Origin of the sequence: Mesorhizobium sp. (genome assembly GCF_965229135.1) — a bacterium.
In the GTDB taxonomy this organism is placed as follows: domain Bacteria; phylum Pseudomonadota; class Alphaproteobacteria; order Rhizobiales; family Rhizobiaceae; genus Mesorhizobium.
Genome location: NZ_OZ245860.1, coordinates 1,196,774 through 1,217,614, shown reverse-complemented (window position 1 = coordinate 1,217,614; position 20,841 = coordinate 1,196,774). Strand labels below are relative to the sequence as shown.

The following is a 20,841-nucleotide window of genomic DNA, read 5'->3' as shown; positions in this document are numbered from 1 at the left end:
CGGCGGTACCGCGCCATTTCTCGTCAGAAGGAAAGATCGAGCTTGGCCTTGAAACCGTTGTCGCTGGCATCCGCACCGAATTGCCCCGCATAGGACAGGCCAAGCGTGGCATTCGAGGCGAACCTGAGATCGACGCCCAGTTCGACAAGTGCGGCATCGCTGGAAATTGGTACGCCTGCGATGGTGAAGGCATTGCCGCCCGCGAAGGCGAAGGTCGAGAGCGGTGCTACATCGCCAAAGGCATGCCGCCAGCCAAGCATGCCGCGCGCCGTCGCCGCGACGCCGCCCACCGTGAAGCCGCTGGAGATCCTGACGCCGAGCGTGGTGAATGCAGCATCGGTGCTCGAGCTTGCGCTGGTCAGCGCCGCGTCGCCGCCCCTTTCGGCAAAGCCATCGGTGTGCAGATTGACATAGGCAAGATTGATGTAGGGCTCGAAACCGAAATGCCCTGTTTCGCCCTTGTAGGCGAGCTCGCCAAAGGCCTGGGCCGTGCCGGCATCGTAATCGGCCGACAGTTGATCGGCGACGCCGCCGAAGGAAACCGAGCGCAAGGTGGAAATGCGATGCCAAGCATAAGCGGCGCCCGCGCGAAAAGCGATCGCACCCCAGTTTGTCCCGCCATAGAGGCCGAGATGGTAATTGTCGCTGTCACCGGAGGAATGGCGGTCGTCCACATCGAAGCCTGAGCGGCTGTAGCCACCGGCGACGCCGAGCCGCCAGGCGCCTGCCGTGCCATCCGCCCCCATCAGCAGGCCTGTGGTTGAGCGATCGAGAGTGGCGGCGTTGCCATCGCTGTCGTGGCTGCCCCGCGAGTCAAAGCCCTGGCTCCAGATGGCAAGGCGGTCGGTGTCGGCCGTAACCATTTGCGGGCCGCCTTCGCCATAGGCCATCACAGGAACGGTATTCGAGCCCGTGGCGCCGAAAGCGGCGTCAAGGCGGTTGAGAATGGCATCACGCATGAAGTGGCTGTCATCCAGCAGGCTGCCCTTGATAGAGGCGTGAACTTCTCCCGAGAGCTGGTCGAAGGCATCGCGCGCGCCGTTGATATCGAGAAGCGCAACGGCCTCGTAGAGAGGGGCGCTGAAGCCAAGAGATTCGACACCGGTTCCTGCCGAACGCTGGTTTGGCGTGCCACCGATGGCGCCGAAGTCTATGCTGTTGCGCACCAGGGTGAGATAGACGTTGTTGGCGTCATAGCTCAGGCTTGGATTGAGGAATGCAAGATTGCTTGTGACGCCGTCAAATGCACCAGTGCGCCCGCCGCCGGCCGTCAGGATGGTGTAGATCGTGCTTGGCGCATAGGTGCCCGAGCCGGCAAGGATCGCAACCGTGCCGCCGTTGAGCGTCGCCGCGCCGGAGACATCAAGCACTGCATTGCTCGCTGGCGTCAGGCCAATGGCCAAAGTCGAGCCGGCCTGGCTGGTGAAGCTGCCGGTGACGGCCAGGGCCCCGGATGAGACGCGCACGGTGCCGGAATTGGTGACCGCCCCGACAAGCGTCCCATTGCCGGTCAGCGTGCCGGCCGACCGCACCGTGATCGTCGGGCTGGTGAGTATCCCCGCGACGGTCAACGTGCCGGATTGAACCTCCGAGCTCGTCGAGAAGGTGCCTGCGTCATTGAGGGTCCAGGCGGTGCCTTGCATAGACAGCGTCTCGAATGCGAGGAACTTAGCCGCGCTTTCGGTGCCGGTGCCAAGCAGGACAAGACTGTCCACCCCGGTTCCGCCCTGGACGACGCCGTTCAGCACCGAGCCGGTGTCCAGCTTGAGCGTGCGCGCGTAATTGCCGGAGAAGTTGATGGCGCGTACCGCGCCGGAAATCGTTCCGCTGTTTGTTACGGTTCCGCCCCGCGCCAGGTACAGCCCGTCGCTGGATGCCGACTGAATCGTACCGGTGTTTGTGAAGGTGCCACCGCCTGTCGCTTCGACCGCTCGTGCGCTCGTGCTTGAGCCAGTCGATTCAATGATGCCATTGTTGGTCAAGGTGAGCGGGGCGCTGGCGCTGGCATATACGCCGTTGAAGGTGCCGCTGATACGCCCCGTCGCATTGTTGGTCACCACGCTTGCCCCACCCTGGACCAGGACGCCGGTCGCGTAGCCCGACCCGGTGTTCGTGATGCTGCCGGAGTTGATCACGGTTCGTGACGCGCCCTGGCCGACGGAAACCGCGTTGCTGCCATTGTTGGCGGCAATGGTGCCGCCCGCGAGGTTGGTCACGGTGCCTCCGAACAGCAAGGTGACAAGATCGCCGCTCGTTCCAGTCTGCGTGATGGTTCCGGCATTGGTGACTGTTCCCGGGCCCGCCGCGGCGGTGCCGATCCTGATGGCGCTATGACCTGAACTGATGGTCGCGCCAGCCTCGTTGTCGACGCTGCCGCCGCCGGTCATCCAGATCGAGTTGCCGTTTGCGTCGCTGGTGATCGAGCCGAAATTGGTGACCGAGGACCCGTTGACCGAAAGCGAGATGGTATTGGCCAGGGAAGACGAGATGGAGCCGTTGTTCGTCAGGCCCCACACGCTTGTGGTCGCATAGATCGACGAACTTCCGGAGACGTTGGTTACCGTGACGCCCGGCCCGACTTCCGCTGTACTGCCGGTTTGAGTGTCGAGATTGATGCCGGTTCCGACATTGGCGGTGACATTGACATCGGCGGCGCGAGCACCGGCCGACATCGCCAAGGGCATGAGCGCCGCTGTCGCCAACCACGCCGCTCGGCGCAAAGCTGTGCCATCCGCCCGGCGAGGGCGGTCACAAATCCTGCTCTTCAACTGTAAGCCTCGTTGCCTCTGGCCGTTTGACCGGCGCGATTCAGACCCGCAATGAAGCAACGCTAAAACAGATCGTGCTGCAGCGCACCTAACTGAAAAGATAGGGTGGAGAACGCGACGTGGTGCCGAGTCGTTTTGAGAAAAGAACGAGGATGGCGGGGCGGGGCCGGTACGGCCCTAAACCGTGCCCGCGAGCACCAGCAGGGCCACGGCTTCGCTGCGGCCGCGGGTGCCGGCTTTCTTCTTGACCTGCTCCACGTGGTAATGCGCGGTGGCGGTGGCGATGCCCAGAATGATGCCGATCTCCGCGTCGGTCTTGCCGGCGATGACCCAGCGCATGCACTCCGCCTCGCGTGGCGTCAGGTGGATCGGGGGACGCGTGCTCTCGCCAAGCCCGATGGACGCATGCGCGCGGTCGTGCACGGCAAGTGCCATCGTGTGCAGCAGCGCGCGTTCGGTCTTGCTCATGGAAACCGAATTCAGCGATGCCAGGGAGACGAGCCCCTGGTACCCTGCCGGCCCATGGATGGGGATGCCCATCACTTCGGACCAGCCGTAGGCCTTGGCTGCGTCCAGCACCACCCTGCCTTCCACGGTGAAGCTGCGCGCGTCGCCGATCTCGCTCCACAGGAACGGCGTCATGCGCCGGCGCGTCTCCATGAGTATAGGGTCGATCTCGAAGAAGCCATTGGCCAGATAGAGTTCGAGCCAGTCGCTCGGCCAATTGTTGAAGTAGAAGCGATGGACCCGCGTGCCGCCGACACCAACCCAGGCGCCGCCAGCCGACACCTCGAAGCCGAAGAGCTTGATGACCTCCAGGAAGCGGTCGATCACCTTGGCGGCGTCGGCTTCTTCCGCGCAAAAATCGAGAAACCGCAGCCCCGCAGCCTGCCTCATCCGTCGCCCCCGTGCGCCCAATTTTTCAATAGTCGCAGGAAATCGCCCGAGATCAACCGCATGCTCATTGAATATCGAAAACCGATGACGATTGGGGCATTGCAGGGCAGCGACCGGACTGCAGATCAAGACTTGACGGCGTTTGTTTGAAATCTGAAAAGGGCGGGCCTGCGGACGTGGCGGAATTGGTAGACGCAAGGGACTTAAAATCCCTCGATCTCTGATCGTACGGGTTCGATTCCCGTCGTCCGCACCATGGGGCTTTTCTTCTCAGTCATGCCGTTGGGCGACCGGAGCTCAAATCCCGTTGCTGCAGCCGATTGCGCCTTGGTGCTTGATAGACGTGTCGAACACCGCTCGTCTCAAATCCGCTGCGGCGATCTCGATCGGTCTATGATCCACTCTGTCATTCGCATGATCTGTGGATCGGCGGCGCGACTTTCGGCGCGGACGCAGTAATAGCTCCGCGACGCCTCGATAGCTGTCTCGAAGGGCCTGACCAGCCGTCCCGAATGAAGATATTCGGAAGCGAGGAAATCGCTGACCAGGGCCAGTCCGCGTCCTTCCAGAGCCGCGGTTATCGCCATCATCAATGTGCCGAAATGCGCGTTGCGCGAGGTGACTTGCGACACGTTCGCCGCTGTCAGCCACCGCAGCCATTCGCTTCCATCGTCCTCATGCAGTAGCCAGTGCTCCGTTACGTCGCGCGGCGATCTCAAGGATGGCGAGGCATTCAGCAGTTTTGGGCTGCAGACGGGTCGCAGGACGACATTGGCCATGAGGCTCCAGGAAAAACCCTTCCAGGGCGGTGAACCGTAAACGATTGCGATATCGGTCGAGCGCCAGTCGATCTGGCTGAAATCGACGGCGGGGATCATTCGGAAGGATGTCAGGCCCGCGACCTGGGCAAAGTCGAACATCTGCGTCGTGAACCACGAGACCGCGAGAGCTGGCGGCACCGCGATCGTGATGGATCGAGGTCCCGTCGACGGAGTGGCCGCGGCAATTTCATCGACGCACGCGTCGATCTCGGAAAACGCTGCTGCTGCGGAGCGCTGCAATGTCCTTCCAGATTCCGTGAGGCGCAGGCGCCGTCCGTCCCTGACGAACAGGGCTACCCCAAGGCTGTCCTGAAGGTTGCGCACCTGCTGGCTTACCGCGCCGGGCGTCACGTTGAGCTCGATCGCCGCCGCGCGCACGGAGCCAACCCGGGCAACCGCTTCGAAGACGCGAAGATAGGCTAGGCCGTGTGGGTGCTTCATCTCGATTGTTTAGCTGTGCTAATTTCAAAATGTATAAATCATTTGGTTTGTCAAAACAATTGGCGTGTCCTAGCTTCCTCGTCAAGCAGCAAGCGGAGGCGCCAAATGACAGGAACGAGGTGGATCAGGTCGCGGCCTTTCGATTATCCCTATGACGGGAATCTCGACCCCAAGGTGACGGCGCTTCTCGTCATCGACCTTCAGGTCGACTTCCTGTCGTCCGATGGCTATTTCGCCAGGAAGGGTTATGACCCCGCGCCGCTGCGGGCGATCTTGCCGACTGTCAATGCCCTGATCGATACCGCCCGGGCGGCAGGCTGCCTGATCCTGCATACAAGGCAGGGCTATCGCGCGGATATGGCCGACATGACGCCTTACGAGCGTTGGCGTCGCAAACGTGCGGGTCTCGAGGGAACCGAAGTGCTTTTGCGTTCTTCGCCCGGATTTGAGATCGTCCCGGAGATAGCCGTCCACGCCAACGATGTCATCATCGACAAGACCGCCAACGGCGCCTTCACCCATACCGATCTCGATCACGTCCTGCGGGCGAGGGGAATCACCCATCTGCTCTTCAGCGGCTGCACGACGGACGTATGCGTGAGCACCACGATGCGTGAGGCGGCGGACAGGAACTATCAGTGCCTGCTCATCGAGGATGCCTGTGCCAGCGGCGACCAATACGCCCATGACGCAGCCGTCCACATGGTCACCGTCGAGGACGGCATCTACGGCGTCGTCTCCAGGGCAGCGGACGTGATTGCGGGCCTGCGCGCGCTGGACGTGTCCTCCGCCAAGAGCTGACCAAAACCAACCGGACTGTTTCAATGCCATATTTCATTTCTCTGATGCGTCTGACGCAGCGGGGGCTGGACGAGATCGCCAATTCTCCGGAGCGCGCGCGGGTCAGCCGTGAACGCGTCGAAGCCCTGGGCGGGCGCAGCGTCGCTCTGTACGCCACCATGGGCGCCTACGATTTCGTGCAGATTTTCGAGATGCCGAGCGAAGCGGCGATGATGCGGTACCTGCTTGTCGCCCGCCAGGACGGTCATGTCGATCCGGTCGTGCTGCCTGCATTCGATGCCCAGGATTGGAGCTCGATTGTCGAGGCATCCATAAGAAGCCGAATTGCAACAGGGGAACTGCCATGAAACGAACGATGCACCGTGCCTGCCAGATCGCTTCTCTGTTTTGCGCAACTCTGCTCAGCCAAACCGCTCTTGCAGGGGTCGACGCGCCGTCGTTCATACGCGACGGACACCTCACCGTGTGCACCTCGGCCGGTTTTCCGCCATTCACCTATATGGACAAGCCAACCGACACGCGGCCGGTGGGCGTCGACATCGACGTCGCCGACGCGCTTGCCAAGCTCTGGGGCGCCGATGTCACCTTCGTCGTCTCGGGCTTTGACGGGCTTCTGCCGTCGTTGCAGGCGAGCCGCTGCTCGCTCGTCATCAGCGGCATCTATCTCAACGACAAGCGCCGGCAGTCCTACGATGGCGTGCCCTATCTGAAATCGTCGACCGTGATCGTCACCGCCGCGACGAACGATGCGATCAAGAGCCCGGACGACCTTGCCGGCAAATCGCTGGCGATCGAGGCCGGGACGTCCTATGCGGATGCCCCCGATGAGATGAACAAGACCTTCAAGGCGCAGGGCAAGGCGCTCGTCACCTTCCAGACCTATGAATCGCAGGTCGCCGCGACCCAGCAGGTCATGATCGGACGAGCCGATGCGACGCTGACAGAAGCGGCTGAAGCTGGCGTTCGCACCAAGCAGACGGGCGACAAGATCAAGGTTGTGTACACCTATCCGTCCGAATTCCAGTTCGGCATCTATATCCAGAAATCGCCGGAAGACCTGACGCTGCTCAGATCGGCGCTGAAGACGCTGAAGCAGCAAGGAACATTCGGCGATATAGCGAAAAAGTACAATTTTCCCGAGTCAGGCTTCGACGTGGATTACGGCTCGTAGCCAATGACGCGGGGCCGACGTGCTTTTTGATCCGACCATTTTTCTGGAAGCTCTCGTCAGCCCCGCTTTGATCCAGGGCGCTCTGACAACGATCGGCCTGTCGATCTGCGTGCAGGTGACGGCATTTGCGCTATGCCTTCCGGTGGCGATCGGCTTGAGCTCCAGGCGCACCGTGGTTCGTTGGGCTCTGTTGGCCTATGTCTGGTTGTTCAGAAGCGCGCCCATGATCCTGGTGCTGTTGTTCATCTGGAACGGCCTGCCGCAGCTGTTCCCGATATTCCGCTCCGCGTGGTTCACACCGTTTCTCGCGGCCTACATCGGCATGACCCTGGTCGGCGTGGCCTACAATGCGGAGATCATGCGTGCCGCGCTTGGGTCTTTGGGGGCTGGCCAGAGGGAGGCGGCGGCCGCGCTCGGGCTTACCAGGTTCCCGGCTTTTCGCCTTGTCGTCTTGCCTCAGGCCATGCGCATCGCCTTGCCGTCCCTGATGAATGAATTCATTTCCCTGCTGAAATCGACGTCGCTGGCCTACACGATCTCGCTGCGGGAATTGATGACGACAACCTCGCTTTCCATATCGGCGAGCTTCCGGTTCACCGAATGGTATGCCTGCGCGTTCCTCTATTACCTCGTCATGGTCTCGGTCCTGACGCTCGCGCAGGGTTGGATCGAGAGGCGGATGTCCGCTCCCTATTCACGAAAGAACAATGATCGGGATGCCGGCCCGGGGGCCGTCCGCGCAATACCGGCATTGAACGGAAGCGCTCAGAACTTGTAGTTCAGATTGATGCCGACGGTATTCAGCTTCACGTCCTGATCGCGATCCGAAAAGCTGTTGCTTCCATCGTAATGTTCGGAGCCGAAATCATAATAGCGGTACTGGGCGCCGACAGTGAATTTGTCCGTCAGCGCATAATCGACGCCGGCACCGATCGTCCAACCTGTATTTGTGCGGGTTCGCGAAAAGTCCGAAACTGAGTTCTGGCTGGTTTCGATACCGGCGAAGGCAACGCCACCAGTGCCGTAGACCAGATAACGGTCCATGGCATAGCCGGCCTTTGCATTGATCGACCCGAACCATTGGACGTTGGTGCCGAATGAGTTTCCCGGGGCCTGGTCGGCCGAACCTTTGATCCCGGAATAGTTGAGGTCGGCCTCGCCGCCGATCACGAACTGGTTGAACTGCCAAAGGCCAGCGATCTGGCCGCCGACATATCCGCCGCTCAGATCGGGCGAGGCGAACGGTGTGCCGTCTGTTCCCGTAATATTGGCGCTACCCCAGCCATATCCTGCCTGAAAGCCGGCATAGTAGCCGGTCCAGTCGAAGCCTGTGGCGGTCATCGGCAGGTCCACCGTCGGATCGGCCGCGAAGGCTGGTCCGGTCAGCGCTACAATGAACCCTGCACTTGCAAGCACCAAACGACGCATAGAACTCCCCGAACGTCGATTCAGAAAGATCTGTAAGCCCAGGATAATCCCATTCGGGGGAAAACGGAATCAGATTTCCGCGCAATCGATTTCCCCACGGTTTGAGCGAAGCCCATATGAGCGCTTTTGCACGGGCCCACGCTGTCGGAGGCACATTCGCGCCGGGTGAGCTCGAACGCATCCTCGAAAAGATCTCGTCCGGTGGTGCGGTCGTAACTCTTGATGTGAAGGCCGGGTAGCCAGGGAATTGAAACGGCCATTGTCCGAAAATCGGTACGCCGTTGCCGGGGTGCTCGATGGCGGTTGCTGCCTCTGGCTACGTGCGCCGACATTTGCGAGACTGACCGCAACCGAAGGAATCGCCTGATGCCGACAAAGACCGCCAGTGCCGCCAAGCCAAGACCATGGGCCGAGATGGCACCGCATCTGGTCGATGTCGCGATGGGGCGCAAGCCCGCGGATCTCGTCATCCGCAACGGGCGCTGGGTGAATGTCCATTCGGGCGAGATCATTGCCGGCACCGATATCGCCATTGCCGGCGGTCGCTTCGCCTATTGCGGGCCGAACGCCAGCCACGCCATCGGGCAGGGCACGAAGGTGGTCGATGCGGGCGGGCGCTATCTGGTGCCAGGCCTCTGCGACGCGCATATGCATGTCGAGAGCGGCATGGTGACGGTAACCGAATTCTGCCGTGCCGTGATCCCGCACGGAACCACCTCGATGTTCATCGATCCGCATGAGATCGCCAATGTGCTGGGGCTGCCGGGCGTTCGCCTGATGCATGACGAAGCCATCGCGATGCCTATCAATGTGCACGTGCAGATGCCGTCTTGCGTCCCGTCGGCACCGGGCCTCGAACATGCTGGCGCCGAGCTGACAGTCGCCGATGTGGCGGAGGCTATGACATGGGAAAACATCATCGGCCTCGGCGAGGTGATGAATTTTCCCGGCGTCGCCGCCAACGATCCGATCATGTCGGGCGAGATCGCCGCGACGGTGAACGCGGGCAAGACAGTCGGCGGTCACTATGCCTCGCGCGACCTCGGCCTGCCGTTCCATGGTTATGTCGCCGGCGGGCCGGAGGACGACCATGAAGGCACGCGCGCCGAGGATGCGATTGCCCGCGTCCGCCAGGGCATGAAGGCGATGCTGCGGTTGGGCTCGGCCTGGTATGACGTCGCCTCGCAGATCAAGGCGGTGACCGAAAGCGGCATTGATCCGCGCAACTTCATACTGTGCACCGACGACAGCCATTCGGGCACGCTCATTCATGAAGGCCATATGGACCGGGTTGTGCGGCATGCCATTCGACAGGGGCTGAAGCCGGTGACGGCGATCCAGATGGCGACGCTGAATACCGCCCAGCATTTCAAGCTGGAGCGTGAACTGGGCTCGATCGCGCCGGGGCGGCTGGCCGACCTGCTGATCGTCTCCGACCTGGCCGAGATGACCATCGACGAGGTCTACGGGCGCGGCGTCCGGTTGGCCAAGGGCGGCAAGCTCGAAGCCGACATTCCGGCTTACAATTATCCCAAAACGGCGAAGAACACGGTCAAGCTCGGCAAGAAGCTCAAGGCCGGGGATTTCGACATCGTGGCGCCCAAGGGCGCCAATGAGGTGCGCGTGCGCGTGATCGGCGTGATCGAAAACCAGGCGCCGACACGGGCGCTTGAGGCCGATCTTCCTGTCGAGGACGGGCTGGTCGCCATGGATCGCCGCGACGATGTCTGCCAGATCGCGCTGGTCGAACGCCACAGAGGCACGGGCGGCGTCACCAACGCCTTCGTGTCCGGCTTCGGCTACATGGGCGATTGCGCCATGGCCTCCAGCGTGGCGCATGACAGCCACCACATCATCGTTGTCGGCACCAACAAGCAGGACATGGCGCTGGCGGTCAACCGTCTGGGCGAGGTCGGTGGCGGCGTCGTATTGTTCTCAAAAGGCAAGGAACTGGCGCTGGTCGAGATGCCGATCGCCGGCCTGATGTCGGACGAGCGAGCCGAGATCGTCGCCGCCAAGGCGGAGAAGCTGACCGAGGCAATGCGCGCGATGGGCTGTTCGCTGAACAACGCCTACATGCAACACTCGCTGCTGGCCCTGGTAGTCATTCCCGAGCTCAGGATTTCCGACGTCGGCCTCATTGACGTCACGACATTCCAGAAGGTCGACCTGTTCATCTGAAGTCAGTGAGCCTTGGGACGTTCAGCCCCCGGTGGCGATCGTCAGCACCTTGAACGGCGTGGTGATGACGATCTCGGCCACGGAGCCAACGGCCTTTCCAAGGCCTTGGCCAAGGTCATCAAGCTGCCCTGGCGGGCTTTCGTCCGAAGCCAGGCCGGCCGGCGCGCGCAGGCGGTCGCCAAGCAACTGCACCAGGAACGGGTTGTCGGCGAACTTGGCATGGTTCAACTGGTCGCCGCCCTTGGTCTTGGTGAGGTCGACGACCGACACGCCATAGCTGGCAAGGTCAGCCGCGTTGCCATAGTCGCCCACGCGCGGCTTGTCGCCCGAGATGAAGGACGAGAGCTTGAGGGCGCGGTCGTCCCCTGAAAGCAGGATGGCGAAGGGCTTGCTGGGCTTGCCATAGCGGATCATCTGTTTCTTGAACACGTCGACGTCGATGTCCGGCGAAGCGAGGATGACATAGCCGAGTTTACCGCCAAGATCGCGGTCGCCAGTGATGGCGAGCTGGCGCAGCGCCTCCATCGTTACCCAGTTCCCCATCGAATGGGCGATGATGTCGATGCTCTTGACCTTGGTCTTGGCAAGCATGCGCAGCGTCGCTTCGAGGTCGTCGCGCGCGGCGGTGGCGCTATCCTTGTCATAAAGGTAACCGGTTGTCTTGGCGCTCGAGGCCCACGAGAACAGCACCGGTGTGCCTGGATATTTGGTGTCGTGGACGATCTGCGTGATCCGGTAGATGCCGTCATCGAAACCGTTGTTGAAGCCGTGCACGAAGACCAGCGCGCGATCGCCACGCATGGCGATATCGGCGCCAATCGCCTTGGCGAATTGCGGCGCGTTCGCGTAGTAAGCGACATCCTTCGCGGTGAAATCCTTGGCAGGATTGCTGTTGGCCGATCCCTTCGCCCTCTCGATCGCGCCGACCTGATGGGACTTCGGGACGGTCACGTCGACACGAGCGTAGCTGGTGGTCAGCGAGCGATCGCCGTCGAATACCTGCCGCGGCTGCTTCGTGGCTCTTTGCCGGGTGGTGGCGACGAATATCTCATGCGTCGCTGCTATGTCGGAAGCAGGAACCGTTACCGTCGTCCGGTTGAGAAGGTCATGCGTGTTCTGCCCGGCGCAGCCTGTGACAAGCAACGCGAAGGCGACGATGAGGAAGCTCTTCGAACGCACGGTTACACAGTCCCTGCAAGCAACGCCAAGCTGATGACGTCCATGGCTATGTCGATAAAGACTGAGTCAGGCCCGGTCCAGTTCAAAGTGGTCCAATTGTGCGGCAAATCGTTAACGTGACCGCAGAAAGCCATCGCGGAGCGACTTACTGTCCAAGCAGGCTGATGCGATCGGTAACCTCGCGGTCGCTGGCAAAGCCATCATCCTCGCGCAATCGCTGACCGATCATCTTCACCATGGCCGGATTGTCGGCGAACTTGTTGTGATTGAAACTGTCCGTTCCCTTGAGACTGGACAGATCGATGACGGTCACCCCGTAGGTGGCGAGGTCGGCGGCGTCCTTGTAGTCGCCGACGCGCGGCCGCGAGCCGGCGAGCAGGCCGGAGAGGCGCAGCGCCCGGTCGTCGCTGGACAGGAGCAGGATGAACGGCTTGTCGGGCTTGCCGTAGCGGCGCATCTGGCTCTTGAACACGTCGACGTCGATGTCGGGCGAGGCCAGCACGACGTCTCCGAGCTTGCCGCTGAGGTCACGGTCGCCGGTGATGGCGAGCTGCCGCAGCGCTTCCATGGTGACCCAGGTTCCCAGCGAATGCGCGACGATGTCGATGCGCCGCGCGCCCGTCTGAGCGAGCATGCGAAGGGTCACTTCGAGCTGGTCGCGCGCAGCACTCGCGCTTTCCTTGTCGTAGACATAATCGGTGGTCCTGGCGCCCGAAGCCCAGGAGAACAGCACCGGCGTTCCTGGATAGCCGGAATCATGGACGATCTGGGTCACACGATAGACCGCGCTGTCGAAACCGGTGTTGTAGCCGTGAACGAAGACCATGACACGGCCGCCACGCGCCGCGATATCGGCGTTAAGGGCGCTCGAGAATTGAGGAGCGGTGTCGTAGCCGACGACCTCCGAGGCCATGAAGTATTTCGCGGGGTCATTCGACTTGCCTCGCGACCGCCTCTCGATCTGGCCAGTCTGGTGGACGCCGGGAACGGTGACGTTGACGCGCGCGTAGTTCAGCGTCGCCGAGCGCTCGCCGTCGAAAACCTTGTTGGGATCGGCGGACTTCTTGCGTGTCGTGGCGATGAAGATGCTGTGATTGCCGGCAATCTCCGTCACCGGCGTCGCAACGACGGCGCTGCCGAGAATTTCTTGGGTTTGCCGACCGGCGCAGCCGGCAATCAGCAAGGCAAGGGCAATGATGCAAATCTTCTTGAAAGGCACGTCTGAAATTCCACTCCGGCCGCAAGGCTATCCACCTGCGCAGTCCCTCCCGGACAGGCAGAGTGAGGCGGAAGTAAGTCGCTGGCGGTTGAAATCCGGTTAGCGGGGCGCGACCGTCGCGACAGTGTTGCGCGAAAGCCGAGAATTGTCGGCAAGGCCATCGTAATGCTGGAGCTGAGTGCTCGCGCGACACCGACGGTCGCGCGGACAAGCTGACACTGCATGCACCGGAAACTCAATCCTTGCGCAATCCAGGATTGCAGATTTCATCTTGCGAGACCGCCGCGCGATGGCTTGTGCGGGACGGATATGCAATAGGGGCAAGCGCCTGAATCTGTTGGCGGACGGACTTCGCGTCTCGAACCGGGTCGGGTGCTTGGAACGAACGTCGTGCGGAAAACAGGACATGATTCATGGGGCTTAGGCGGTTGCTCAAGCACATATTGCCGACGTCGTCGAAGCACGACTGGTCTGTCGAATTGTCCAAGCTCGAAAAGAATTCGCTGCTTGGCATTACATCCGCCGGTAAAAAAGACGGTGGCGGAGCTCAGGTTCACGCCGTCATGTCGGCGATCCTGTTTTCACGCGCCACGGGCATTCCGTATTTCCATACGCCGTTCAAGTCGGTTGAGCACGGAGGGGATCCCGCGCTTTTTGCGTGTCGATGGGAAAAGTCGTTCAATCTCGGAGCGGGATCGCCTGGTCTTCCTCAGGGCATCCCGATCATACCGGGTGATGTTTTCTCCAAAGGGTATCGAGGCCCGCCCGCCATTGTGGAGCAACAACATTTCCATGCCTTCGCCGACGAAAATCCGGATTTCTACAGAGGCATTGTCGATGAGTTTCGCGCGCGACTGACGTTGCCGCCAAGGTCGTATTCATCACCCACAATTGCAGTCCATGCCAGGCGCGGCGATGTCGTTGGTGCGCCAGCCCATGCCGAACGTCTAACCGGCAACGCTGTTATCGCGCGCCGCATCGAATCGGTGCTTCGCGATCATCCCGGTCATTCTGTGCGTGTCTTCTCGCAAGGCAACGCATCGGACTTCCAGCCGCTGCCGGGCATATGCGAATTCGAACTCGATTCAGACATTTTTGCCACGCTGTCGGGATTGATCCATGCCGATTGCCTCATAATGGCCAAGAGTTCCCTGAGCTACGTTGCGGGACTGTTGTCCAAAGGCGCTGTGTACTACGAACCTTTCTGGCACAAGCCGCTGTCGTCCTGGCAAGAGGTAAGCTAGGGCGCCGTCCATCGCGCCGTGGTAAGCCAGCTCGAGTGGCCGCCAGGGACTGAGGGCAACCGAGCCGCGATCCGAGGTGTTTTCCGATGAGCAATTTCTGTTCCCGCGTCGCCACCGCCGCTGCGGCGATCCGCGAGATTTTCCCGCAAACGCCGCTGCAGGAGAACGACTATCTGTCGAAGAAGACCGGCGCGCGCATCCTCCTGAAGCGCGAGGATCTGTCGCCGGTACGTTCCTACAAGATTCGTGGCGCCTTCAATTTCTTCCGCAAGGCGCTCGCGGCCGGCAATGACGCGGAGCTGTTCGTCTGCGCCTCCGCTGGCAACCATGCCCAGGGCTTCGCCTTTGTCTGCCGACATTTCGGCAAGAAGGGCGTGGTGTTCATGCCGGTGACGACGCCGCAGCAGAAGATCGACAAGACGCGCCTGTTCGGCGGCGAATTCGTCGAGATCAAGCTGGTCGGCGACTTCTTCGACGATTGCTACCGGGCCGCGATCGAGTTCACCGAAAGTGCCGGCGCGCATATGGTGCCGCCTTTCGACCACAAGGACATCATCGAGGGACAGGCGACGGTCGCCTACGAAATCGCAGCCCAGATCGGCGCCCGCATGCCCGATATCATCATGCTGCCGGTTGGTGGCGGCGGCCTTGCGGCCGGTGTGACCCATTTTTTCGCTGACCAGGGCCGCGAAACGCGCTTCGTTTTTTGTGAGCCAGCCGGCGCGCCGAGCCTGAGCGAGAGTCTTTCCGCGGGCAAACGTGTCAAGCTCAACAAGGTCGACAACTTCGTCGACGGCGCGGCCGTGGCGGAGATCGGTCGTGAGCCATTGCGCTACCTCAAGGATTTTCCCGCCGATACGGTGCGGCTGATCCCGGAAAACCGTCTCTGCGCGACGATGATCGAGATGCTCAACATCGAGGGCGTCGTGCTCGAGCCGGCGGGCGCCCTGGCAATCGACGCATTGAAAGACTTCTCGCGGAAAGAGATCCGAGGCAAGACCATCGTTGCGGTTGTCTCTGGCGGCAATTTCGATTTCGAGCGGCTGCCGGACGTCAAGGAGAGGGCGCTACGCTTCGAGGGCCTGAAGAAATACTTCATCATCCGCTTTCCGCAGCGGCCAGGCGCGCTGCGCGATTTCCTCGAAATGCTCGGTCCCGACGACGACATCGCGCGCTTCGAATATCTCAAGAAGTCGGCGCGCAATTTCGGCTCGGTGCTGATCGGCATTGAGACCAAGGATCGACGGAACTTCGATCTGCTCAGGGCGAATTTCGAAGCGGAGGGCGTCCAGTATCAGGACATTACCGACAACGAGACGCTGGCGGGGTTCATCATATGAACGGCAAGACCGAAAATGTCTTCATAGCGCTGCTCTCCGGCATCAATGTCGGCGGCAACCGCATCGTCAGGATGGCCGATCTGAGGGGGTTCTTCGAGGAACTCGGCTTCGGCAATGTCGCCACCTATGTGCAGAGCGGCAACGTTGTGTTCCGGGCAGCCCATGGTGACGCGGCCGCATTGACCCGGCAGTTGGAAGCCGCTTTCGAGAAGAAATGGGGATTTCATTCGCGCATCATGGTGCGCGACGCCGAGTGGTTCAGCCGACTGGTCGAGCAGAATCCCTACCCGGATATCGCCGCGGAGCCGACCAAGCTCCACGCCTATGTGCTGGAGCGTGAGCCGACCGTCGAGGAAGAGGCCCGGCTTTCCGAGAAATGCACAGGTGCGGAAAAATTCGAGATCAAGGGCGACGTGCTCTATCTGCACGCCCCTGATGGGCTAGGGAGATCCGTGTTCGCCGGACTGATCGGACGCACGCTGAAAGTGCCGGGCACCGCGCGCAATTGGCGTTCGGTGCAGGCGCTGCTTGAGATGGCAGGCAAAGGCGGCGGCGGCCACTGACTTAAGCCGCTGGCGCGCGGTTCCAGTCAAAAACCAGCTCTTCGCGGAAGGCGAAGCGCTTGATGTGATCGGCAACGACCGTTTCCAGCCGCTCGATCGAGCTGGCGTCCTCGGTCGTCACCACAATGTGCAGGGTCGCGGCATCCGCGTCCAACACCGTGCGTCCCATCGACAGATCGATGACGCCATGGCTGGGATCGAACTCGACCGGAAATTTGTGCGCCCAGTGCTTGCAGAGCTGCTGCAGGTAGCGGCTCGCATGTTCGGTGGCGACGTCGGCACGGCTGGATGTCATGGTTGGTTCTCCCGGCGCCAGCGGACAGGCGGGCGCATATCCGGACAGATAGGCACCATCTGGCGAGGCGCCAGATTGGCGGACAGCATTCATGGCCATCCGCCTCAGTGACGAGCGATTACCAGCTCCCGGTATTCGCCATCGAGGCCCACGGCTCGGCCTTGGCCTTGGCCGGGCCTTTCTGCAGAAGCTCGATCGAGATGCCGTCCGGCGACCTGATGAAAGCCATGTTGCCGTCGCGCGGCGGCCGGTTGATGGTGACGCCCTTGTCCATCAGGTTCTGGCAGGTGGCGTAGATGTCGTCGACCTCATAGGCGAGGTGTCCGAAATTCCGACCGCCCTTGTAGTCTTCGGCGTCCCAATTGTAGGTCAGCTCGACCAGCGGCGCCTTGTCGGCGATGCCGCTCTGCTCGTCTTCGGAGGCCGCGAGGAAGATCAGGGTGTAGCGCCCCTGTTCGTTTTCGTAGCGGCGAACTTCCTTCAGGCCAAGCTTGGCGCAGTAGAAATCGAGCGAGGCATCGATATCGGCGATGCGGACCATGGTGTGCAGATAGCGCATTTGATTTCCTCGGGATGTTGGGTCGCCGCGGAACATAGGGGCGAGCCTTTCAAAGGGCAATCGCCAAGAGTTGATGGCGTCGGCAAACAACAAATCCGGTATTGCCGTAATGAACCGTGAAAAAAGGCACGGCAGGTCTTGCACACACCGGAAGCCGCAGTGTTAATCTGATGTCAAGAATCAGTTGCGGTGTTCTTGAAAAAAGGGGGCATTCTTATGGGGGAAAAGGCCTCTTTTATGGGGCGGGACGGGACCCTCGGCGACGCCTTGAAGCGCGAGGATGGCAGTGAGGCTGATCTCGTCGAGGTCGCCGGAGCCATCAAATGGTTCGATGTTGCCAAGGGCTACGGCTTCATTCTACCGGATGACGGCTCGTCGGGCGATATTCTCCTCCATGTGACATGTCTTCGAAAAGACGGCTTTCAGACCGCGCTGGAGGGTGCGCGCGTCGTCTGCCTGGTAAAGCAGGGCGACCGTGGCCTGCAGGCTTTCCGTGTCCTTTCGATGGATACATCCACCGCGATCCATCCGGCGGAGATGCAGGAACAGCGCACTCATGTGTCGGTGACGCCGGAGAGTGGGCTGGAGCGCGCCTTGGTGAAATGGTTTAACCGCACCAAGGGATTTGGGTTCCTGACCCGGGGCGAAGGCACCGAGGACATTTTCGTCCACATGGAGACGCTGCGCCGTTACGGCATTACCGAGCTTCGCCCGGGACAGGTCGTGCTGGTTCGGTTCGGGCGCGGCGACAAGGGCCTTATGGCTGCCGAAATTCACCCCGATATGGGTACCTTGTCGGTATCGCATTAGGACGATTTCCGGCTGAGGATCTTGAATGGCTCACAGGAACTGGCTGACGGCCGGAGTGCTGAGCGTCTTGGTGGCGGCGATCGTCGCCACAGGCGCATTCTTCTTCTCGCAGGAATCGAGTTCGGCCGACGGCAAGGTGATGATCCTTCCTGTCGATCCGGCGCCGTTGGTCGTGATGACGAAAGCGGGCGAGCGTTCGTTCTCCATCGAAGTCGCCGATACGGAAGCCGAACGCGAGGCCGGCTTGATGTTTCGGACCGACATGGCCGACGATCACGGCATGCTGTTCGTGTTCGATGCGTCGCGGGAGGTCAACTTCTGGATGAAGAACACGCCGATGCCGCTTGACCTGGTTTTTGTCGGGGAGGACGGCAGGATCCGGGCCATAAAACGGGGTGAGCCGCAGTCGGAAGCGATCATTTCTCCCGGCACGCCGGTCCGTTTCGTCCTGGAACTCAAGGCGGGAACCGCCGCCAAGGATGGCATCGCGGACGGCGACCTGTTGCGCCACCCAAAAATCGGCGCGAATGCCGGTTCTCACTGAACGTTTGGCCGATGCAATTTTTCTCCCATGAGGGTTTCGAACTAGCCTACCTTGACCGCCAGCCGGCGTCGGGCCGTGGCGATCCGGTCTTGATGATCCACGGTTTTGCCTCCAGCCACTACGTCAACTGGGTGTCGCCTAGCTGGTTCAAGACGCTGAACGATGCGGGCTACCGCGCGATCGCCTTCGACAATCGCGGACATGGTTCGTCTTCGAAAAGTTACGATGAGGCCGACTACACGCCCGGGAAAATGGCTTCCGATGGTGCGGCGTTGCTGGACCACCTTGGCATCGAGCGGGCGCATATCATGGGCTATTCGATGGGCGCGCGCATATCGGCGTTCCTGGCGCTGTCCGATCCTGACAAGGTGGCGACTCTGGTCTTTGGGGGGCTCGGCATCGGGATGATCGACGGCGTGGGCGACTGGGACCCCATAGCGGCGGCACTTCTAGCCGAGGATCCGGCCTCCACTAGCCATCCGCGCGGCCGCTCATTCCGCGCCTTTGCCGACCAGACCCGGAGCGATCGACGCGCGCTGGCCGCCTGCATCGCCACCTCGCGGGAGTTGCTGACCGAAGATGACCTCGCGCGTATCGCCCAGCCGACGCTGATCGCTGTCGGAACGACGGATGATATTGGCGGCTCGCCGGATGAGCTGGCCGCCTTGATGCCGAACGCCCGCGCGTTTCATATTGAGGGCCGCGACCATATGCTGGCTGTCGGGGACAAGTCTTTCAAGCAGCGGGTTCTGGAGTTCTACGCCGAAAATCCGCTTTGAGCGGCTCGGCGCTGGTTAATCTTCCGTCGCCAGTGTGAAGATGCCGAGCGGCCGGGGAGACGTTTCCTGACCATGCTTCGGCTTGGCCTCAGGTGGGGTTTGGAGCCAGCGCAAGCGCCTGAAGCGACCGCGCGATATTGTGCCGTGCCTGTGCTTCGAACCTCTGCCGGAACTCCTCCGTGTGGAAGATGTGCTCTCGGGCAAGGAAGGTCTTTAGGACCGCGCCGCGGCCGGCGCGCCACATCGGCTCCTCCACCCAGCCATACTCGCGACGAACCGCGCTCTCGTAGGCGTCGAAAGCGGCGGGCGCCGCGCCAAGGATCGACAGGTCCATGTCGAGGAACAGGGCGGCGTCGCGGAGGGCGTTTGTGTCTCCGAACGGTGGGAGCTCATGTGTGGCGGTGGCGACGATCATCGCCTTGATACGGTCGATCCGCTTTGTATCGGCGCGGCCGGCCAGTTCTTTCTCGGCAAGTGCGGCGCTTCTCGCCTCGTTGTCCTTCGCCCGGCTGTCATAGATGGCATCATGGAACCAGATCGCCGCATCGACGGCTTCAACATCATCCAGCAGCACGCTATAGTAGCGACAAAGTGCCAGCATTGCCTCGATATGGGCTAGACCGTGATAGTGGCGGCCTTCAGCCACATAAAGCACGGATAGCGCGCTTTTAGTCGCGTTGTCGATCAAGGGTTCGTTTTCCATGGCTTCTTGAATTTCCGCCAACCCAATCCATTTGACAAAGCACTAAGGAAAATTGAGTTCAATCGTGCTACAATCTGGCCTATAGGTGCGGCCGGACATTAGGCAAGGCGGCAGGACGAGACGTCGATGAACAGCATCAGCATTTCCCGACACAGCGCATTGCAGCCGGTTGACCCGATCTGGCGCTCGATCCGCGATGAGGCGATGGACGCGGTCAACCGCGATCCACTGCTGGCGGCGTTCCTCTATTCGACGATCCTCAATCAGGACAGCCTTGAGGAAGCGGTCATACACCGGTTGGCGGAGCGGCTGGCCCACCAGGATATCGGCTCTGATCTCATCCGTCAGACTTTCAAGTCGATGCTGGACGACGACAAGGAGTGGTCGACGACGGTGCGCGTCGACATCCAGGCGTACTATGACCGCGATCCTGCCTGCGATCGTTTCATCATGCCCGTGCTCTACTTCAAGGGTTTTCATGCGGTTCAGACACATAGGCTGGCGCATTGGCTTTGGAACCAGGGCCGCAAGGATTTCGCGCTCTATCTGCAGAGCCGCTCGTCCTCGGTGTTCCAGACCGACATCAATCCGGCAGCCCGCATCGGCAAGGGGATCTTCATCGACCACGCCACGGGCCTGGTCGTCGGTGAGACCGCGGTGATCGAAGACGACGTCTCCATCCTCCATGGCGTGACGCTGGGCGGTACCGGCAAGGCCGGTGGCGACCGCCACCCCAAGATTCGCTACGGCGTGCTGATCGGCGCCGGCGCCAAGATTCTCGGCAATATCGAGATCGGTCACTGCTCGAAGATCGCTGCCGGCTCGGTCGTGCTTTCGCCCGTGCCTCACAACAAGACGGTTGCCGGCGTTCCCGCTCGAGTGGTGGGAGAGACGGGTTGCGACCAGCCTTCGCGGCAGATGGACCAGCTTCTCCCATCGCAACGCATGGATCAGGTCGTCTCGTTCGATATCTGATTTTTTCGCGTTGATGCTCGGTCGGGCACGGATTGCCTCACCGGTTCGCCCACGTGCCGGCATCCCCTGCAATCAGCCCGGCTTGCCTTTACATCGCCATTGTCGACGTGCCAGAAGCGCATT

At 61.4% G+C, this 20,841-nt stretch carries 21 protein-coding genes and 1 tRNA gene; 13 read left to right on the top strand and 9 right to left on the bottom strand.

What is annotated here, in order from left to right; all coding sequences use genetic code 11:
• Positions 1-23: 23 nt before the first annotated feature.
• Both ACO07C_RS05985 and ACO07C_RS05980 read right to left on the bottom strand, forming a co-directional pair.
• The gene (locus ACO07C_RS05985; protein WP_421913284.1) at positions 24-2,702 is read right to left on the bottom strand and encodes an autotransporter outer membrane beta-barrel domain-containing protein; all 2,679 of its coding nucleotides are present in this window, start codon (positions 2,700-2,702) and stop codon (positions 24-26) included.
• Positions 2,703-2,945: 243 nt separating this feature from the next.
• Positions 2,946-3,665, bottom strand: coding sequence for a LuxR family transcriptional regulator (locus ACO07C_RS05980; protein WP_421913283.1), 720 nt, complete (start codon positions 3,663-3,665; stop codon positions 2,946-2,948).
• Positions 3,666-3,835: 170 nt separating this feature from the next.
• Between ACO07C_RS05980 and ACO07C_RS05975 the strand changes: the two genes are divergently transcribed.
• Positions 3,836-3,921: transfer RNA gene (locus ACO07C_RS05975), tRNA-Leu, on the top strand.
• A 106-nt stretch (positions 3,922-4,027) separates the two neighbouring features.
• Here ACO07C_RS05975 and ACO07C_RS05970 read toward each other — a convergent pair.
• Positions 4,028-4,927, bottom strand: a complete 900-nt coding sequence (locus ACO07C_RS05970) for a LysR family transcriptional regulator (protein WP_421913282.1) — start codon at positions 4,925-4,927, stop codon at positions 4,028-4,030.
• Positions 4,928-5,032: 105 nt separating this feature from the next.
• Here ACO07C_RS05970 and ACO07C_RS05965 point away from each other — a divergent pair, with 105 nt between their 5' ends.
• Genes ACO07C_RS05965 through ACO07C_RS05950 form a run of 4 tightly spaced genes read left to right on the top strand, consistent with a single transcriptional unit; the run spans position 5,033 to position 7,677 of the window.
• Complete coding sequence (locus ACO07C_RS05965; RefSeq protein WP_421913281.1) at positions 5,033-5,728, top strand: cysteine hydrolase family protein; 696 nt, start codon at positions 5,033-5,035, stop codon at positions 5,726-5,728.
• Positions 5,729-5,751: 23 nt separating this feature from the next.
• Positions 5,752-6,075, top strand: a complete 324-nt coding sequence (locus ACO07C_RS05960) for a GYD domain-containing protein (protein ID WP_421913280.1) — start codon at positions 5,752-5,754, stop codon at positions 6,073-6,075.
• On the top strand, positions 6,072-6,899 hold the full coding sequence (locus ACO07C_RS05955) for a transporter substrate-binding domain-containing protein (RefSeq protein ID WP_421913279.1): 828 nt from the start codon (positions 6,072-6,074) through the stop codon (positions 6,897-6,899). The genes ACO07C_RS05960 and ACO07C_RS05955 overlap by 4 nt, the downstream gene beginning before the upstream one ends.
• 19 nt (positions 6,900-6,918) lie before the next feature.
• Positions 6,919-7,677, top strand: coding sequence for an amino acid ABC transporter permease (locus ACO07C_RS05950; RefSeq protein WP_421913278.1), 759 nt, complete (start codon positions 6,919-6,921; stop codon positions 7,675-7,677).
• Here ACO07C_RS05950 and ACO07C_RS05945 read toward each other — a convergent pair.
• Entirely contained in the window at positions 7,665-8,327 is a 663-nt protein-coding gene (locus ACO07C_RS05945; RefSeq protein WP_421913277.1) for an outer membrane protein, read from the bottom strand. The two genes, ACO07C_RS05950 and ACO07C_RS05945, sit on opposite strands and share 13 nt — an antisense overlap.
• A 366-nt stretch (positions 8,328-8,693) precedes the next feature.
• Here ACO07C_RS05945 and ade point away from each other — a divergent pair, with 366 nt between their 5' ends.
• Positions 8,694-10,508, top strand: a complete 1,815-nt coding sequence (gene ade / locus ACO07C_RS05940; protein ID WP_421913276.1) for an adenine deaminase — start codon at positions 8,694-8,696, stop codon at positions 10,506-10,508.
• A gap of 21 nt (positions 10,509-10,529) precedes the next feature.
• Here the strand turns inward: ade and ACO07C_RS05935 are convergent, their stop codons facing one another.
• Positions 10,530-11,687 (bottom strand): alpha/beta hydrolase, encoded by a 1,158-nt coding sequence (locus ACO07C_RS05935; protein ID WP_421913275.1) that lies wholly within the window; start codon positions 11,685-11,687, stop codon positions 10,530-10,532.
• A 145-nt stretch (positions 11,688-11,832) separates the two neighbouring features.
• Entirely contained in the window at positions 11,833-12,906 is a 1,074-nt protein-coding gene (locus ACO07C_RS05930) for an alpha/beta hydrolase (protein WP_421913274.1), read from the bottom strand.
• A 413-nt stretch (positions 12,907-13,319) separates the two neighbouring features.
• Here ACO07C_RS05930 and ACO07C_RS05925 point away from each other — a divergent pair, with 413 nt between their 5' ends.
• The 3 genes from ACO07C_RS05925 (at position 13,320) to ACO07C_RS05915 (ending at position 16,053) form a co-directional block, all read left to right on the top strand.
• Positions 13,320-14,150: a hypothetical protein gene (locus ACO07C_RS05925; protein ID WP_421913273.1), complete on the top strand. Its 831-nt coding sequence runs from the start codon at positions 13,320-13,322 to the stop codon at positions 14,148-14,150.
• An 86-nt stretch (positions 14,151-14,236) separates the two neighbouring features.
• Positions 14,237-15,490, top strand: coding sequence for a threonine ammonia-lyase IlvA (gene ilvA / locus ACO07C_RS05920; protein ID WP_421913272.1), 1,254 nt, complete (start codon positions 14,237-14,239; stop codon positions 15,488-15,490).
• Positions 15,487-16,053, top strand: a complete 567-nt coding sequence (locus tag ACO07C_RS05915; protein ID WP_421913271.1) for a DUF1697 domain-containing protein — start codon at positions 15,487-15,489, stop codon at positions 16,051-16,053. Before ilvA ends, ACO07C_RS05915 begins: the two co-directional genes overlap by 4 nt.
• Position 16,054: 1 nt before the next feature.
• On the opposite strand, the gene ACO07C_RS05910 is transcribed toward ACO07C_RS05915, so the two are convergent.
• Both ACO07C_RS05910 and gloA read right to left on the bottom strand, forming a co-directional pair.
• Positions 16,055-16,348 carry a DUF2218 domain-containing protein gene (locus tag ACO07C_RS05910; protein ID WP_421913270.1) on the bottom strand — a complete coding sequence of 98 codons (294 nt, stop codon included), beginning with the start codon at positions 16,346-16,348 and terminating at the stop codon, positions 16,055-16,057.
• Positions 16,349-16,466: 118 nt separating this feature from the next.
• The gene (gene gloA / locus ACO07C_RS05905) at positions 16,467-16,907 is read right to left on the bottom strand and encodes a lactoylglutathione lyase (protein ID WP_421913269.1); all 441 of its coding nucleotides are present in this window, start codon (positions 16,905-16,907) and stop codon (positions 16,467-16,469) included.
• A 237-nt stretch (positions 16,908-17,144) separates the two neighbouring features.
• Here gloA and ACO07C_RS05900 point away from each other — a divergent pair, with 237 nt between their 5' ends.
• Genes ACO07C_RS05900 through ACO07C_RS05890 form a run of 3 tightly spaced genes read left to right on the top strand, consistent with a single transcriptional unit; the run spans position 17,145 to position 19,040 of the window.
• A complete protein-coding gene (locus ACO07C_RS05900; RefSeq protein WP_421913268.1) occupies positions 17,145-17,717 on the top strand; it encodes a cold-shock protein in 573 nt (190 codons plus the stop codon).
• Between the two features lie 25 nt (positions 17,718-17,742).
• On the top strand, positions 17,743-18,261 hold the full coding sequence (locus ACO07C_RS05895) for a DUF192 domain-containing protein (protein WP_421913267.1): 519 nt from the start codon (positions 17,743-17,745) through the stop codon (positions 18,259-18,261).
• Between the two features lie 11 nt (positions 18,262-18,272).
• On the top strand, positions 18,273-19,040 hold the full coding sequence (locus ACO07C_RS05890) for an alpha/beta fold hydrolase (protein WP_421913266.1): 768 nt from the start codon (positions 18,273-18,275) through the stop codon (positions 19,038-19,040).
• Between the two features lie 88 nt (positions 19,041-19,128).
• Here ACO07C_RS05890 and ACO07C_RS05885 read toward each other — a convergent pair whose 3' ends face one another.
• Positions 19,129-19,743, bottom strand: a complete 615-nt coding sequence (locus tag ACO07C_RS05885) for a hypothetical protein (protein WP_421913265.1) — start codon at positions 19,741-19,743, stop codon at positions 19,129-19,131.
• 126 nt (positions 19,744-19,869) lie between these two features.
• Between ACO07C_RS05885 and cysE the strand changes: the two genes are divergently transcribed.
• Positions 19,870-20,718: a serine O-acetyltransferase gene (cysE, locus tag ACO07C_RS05880; RefSeq protein WP_421913264.1), complete on the top strand. Its 849-nt coding sequence runs from the start codon at positions 19,870-19,872 to the stop codon at positions 20,716-20,718.
• Positions 20,719-20,841: the final 123 nt, after the last annotated feature.

Excerpts from the sequence above, each read along its gene's own strand:
- ACO07C_RS05980 (WP_421913283.1), bottom strand. The coding sequence starts at position 3,665 with ATGAGGCAGGCTGCGGGGCTGCGGTTTCTCGATTTTTGCGCGGAAGAA.
- ACO07C_RS05970 (WP_421913282.1), bottom strand. The coding sequence starts at position 4,927 with ATGAAGCACCCACACGGCCTAGCCTATCTTCGCGTCTTCGAAGCGGTT.
- ACO07C_RS05965 (WP_421913281.1), top strand. The coding sequence starts at position 5,033 with ATGACAGGAACGAGGTGGATCAGGTCGCGGCCTTTCGATTATCCCTAT.
- ACO07C_RS05960 (WP_421913280.1), top strand. The coding sequence starts at position 5,752 with ATGCCATATTTCATTTCTCTGATGCGTCTGACGCAGCGGGGGCTGGAC.
- ACO07C_RS05955 (WP_421913279.1), top strand. The coding sequence starts at position 6,072 with ATGAAACGAACGATGCACCGTGCCTGCCAGATCGCTTCTCTGTTTTGC.
- ACO07C_RS05945 (WP_421913277.1), bottom strand. The coding sequence starts at position 8,327 with ATGCGTCGTTTGGTGCTTGCAAGTGCAGGGTTCATTGTAGCGCTGACC.
- ade (WP_421913276.1), top strand. The coding sequence starts at position 8,694 with ATGCCGACAAAGACCGCCAGTGCCGCCAAGCCAAGACCATGGGCCGAG.
- ACO07C_RS05925 (WP_421913273.1), top strand. The coding sequence starts at position 13,320 with ATGGGGCTTAGGCGGTTGCTCAAGCACATATTGCCGACGTCGTCGAAG.
- ilvA (WP_421913272.1), top strand. The coding sequence starts at position 14,237 with ATGAGCAATTTCTGTTCCCGCGTCGCCACCGCCGCTGCGGCGATCCGC.
- ACO07C_RS05915 (WP_421913271.1), top strand. The coding sequence starts at position 15,487 with ATGAACGGCAAGACCGAAAATGTCTTCATAGCGCTGCTCTCCGGCATC.
- ACO07C_RS05910 (WP_421913270.1), bottom strand. The coding sequence starts at position 16,348 with ATGACATCCAGCCGTGCCGACGTCGCCACCGAACATGCGAGCCGCTAC.
- gloA (WP_421913269.1), bottom strand. The coding sequence starts at position 16,907 with ATGCGCTATCTGCACACCATGGTCCGCATCGCCGATATCGATGCCTCG.
- ACO07C_RS05900 (WP_421913268.1), top strand. The coding sequence starts at position 17,145 with ATGGGGCGGGACGGGACCCTCGGCGACGCCTTGAAGCGCGAGGATGGC.
- ACO07C_RS05895 (WP_421913267.1), top strand. The coding sequence starts at position 17,743 with ATGGCTCACAGGAACTGGCTGACGGCCGGAGTGCTGAGCGTCTTGGTG.
- ACO07C_RS05890 (WP_421913266.1), top strand. The coding sequence starts at position 18,273 with ATGCAATTTTTCTCCCATGAGGGTTTCGAACTAGCCTACCTTGACCGC.
- ACO07C_RS05885 (WP_421913265.1), bottom strand. The coding sequence starts at position 19,743 with ATGGAAAACGAACCCTTGATCGACAACGCGACTAAAAGCGCGCTATCC.
- cysE (WP_421913264.1), top strand. The coding sequence starts at position 19,870 with ATGAACAGCATCAGCATTTCCCGACACAGCGCATTGCAGCCGGTTGAC.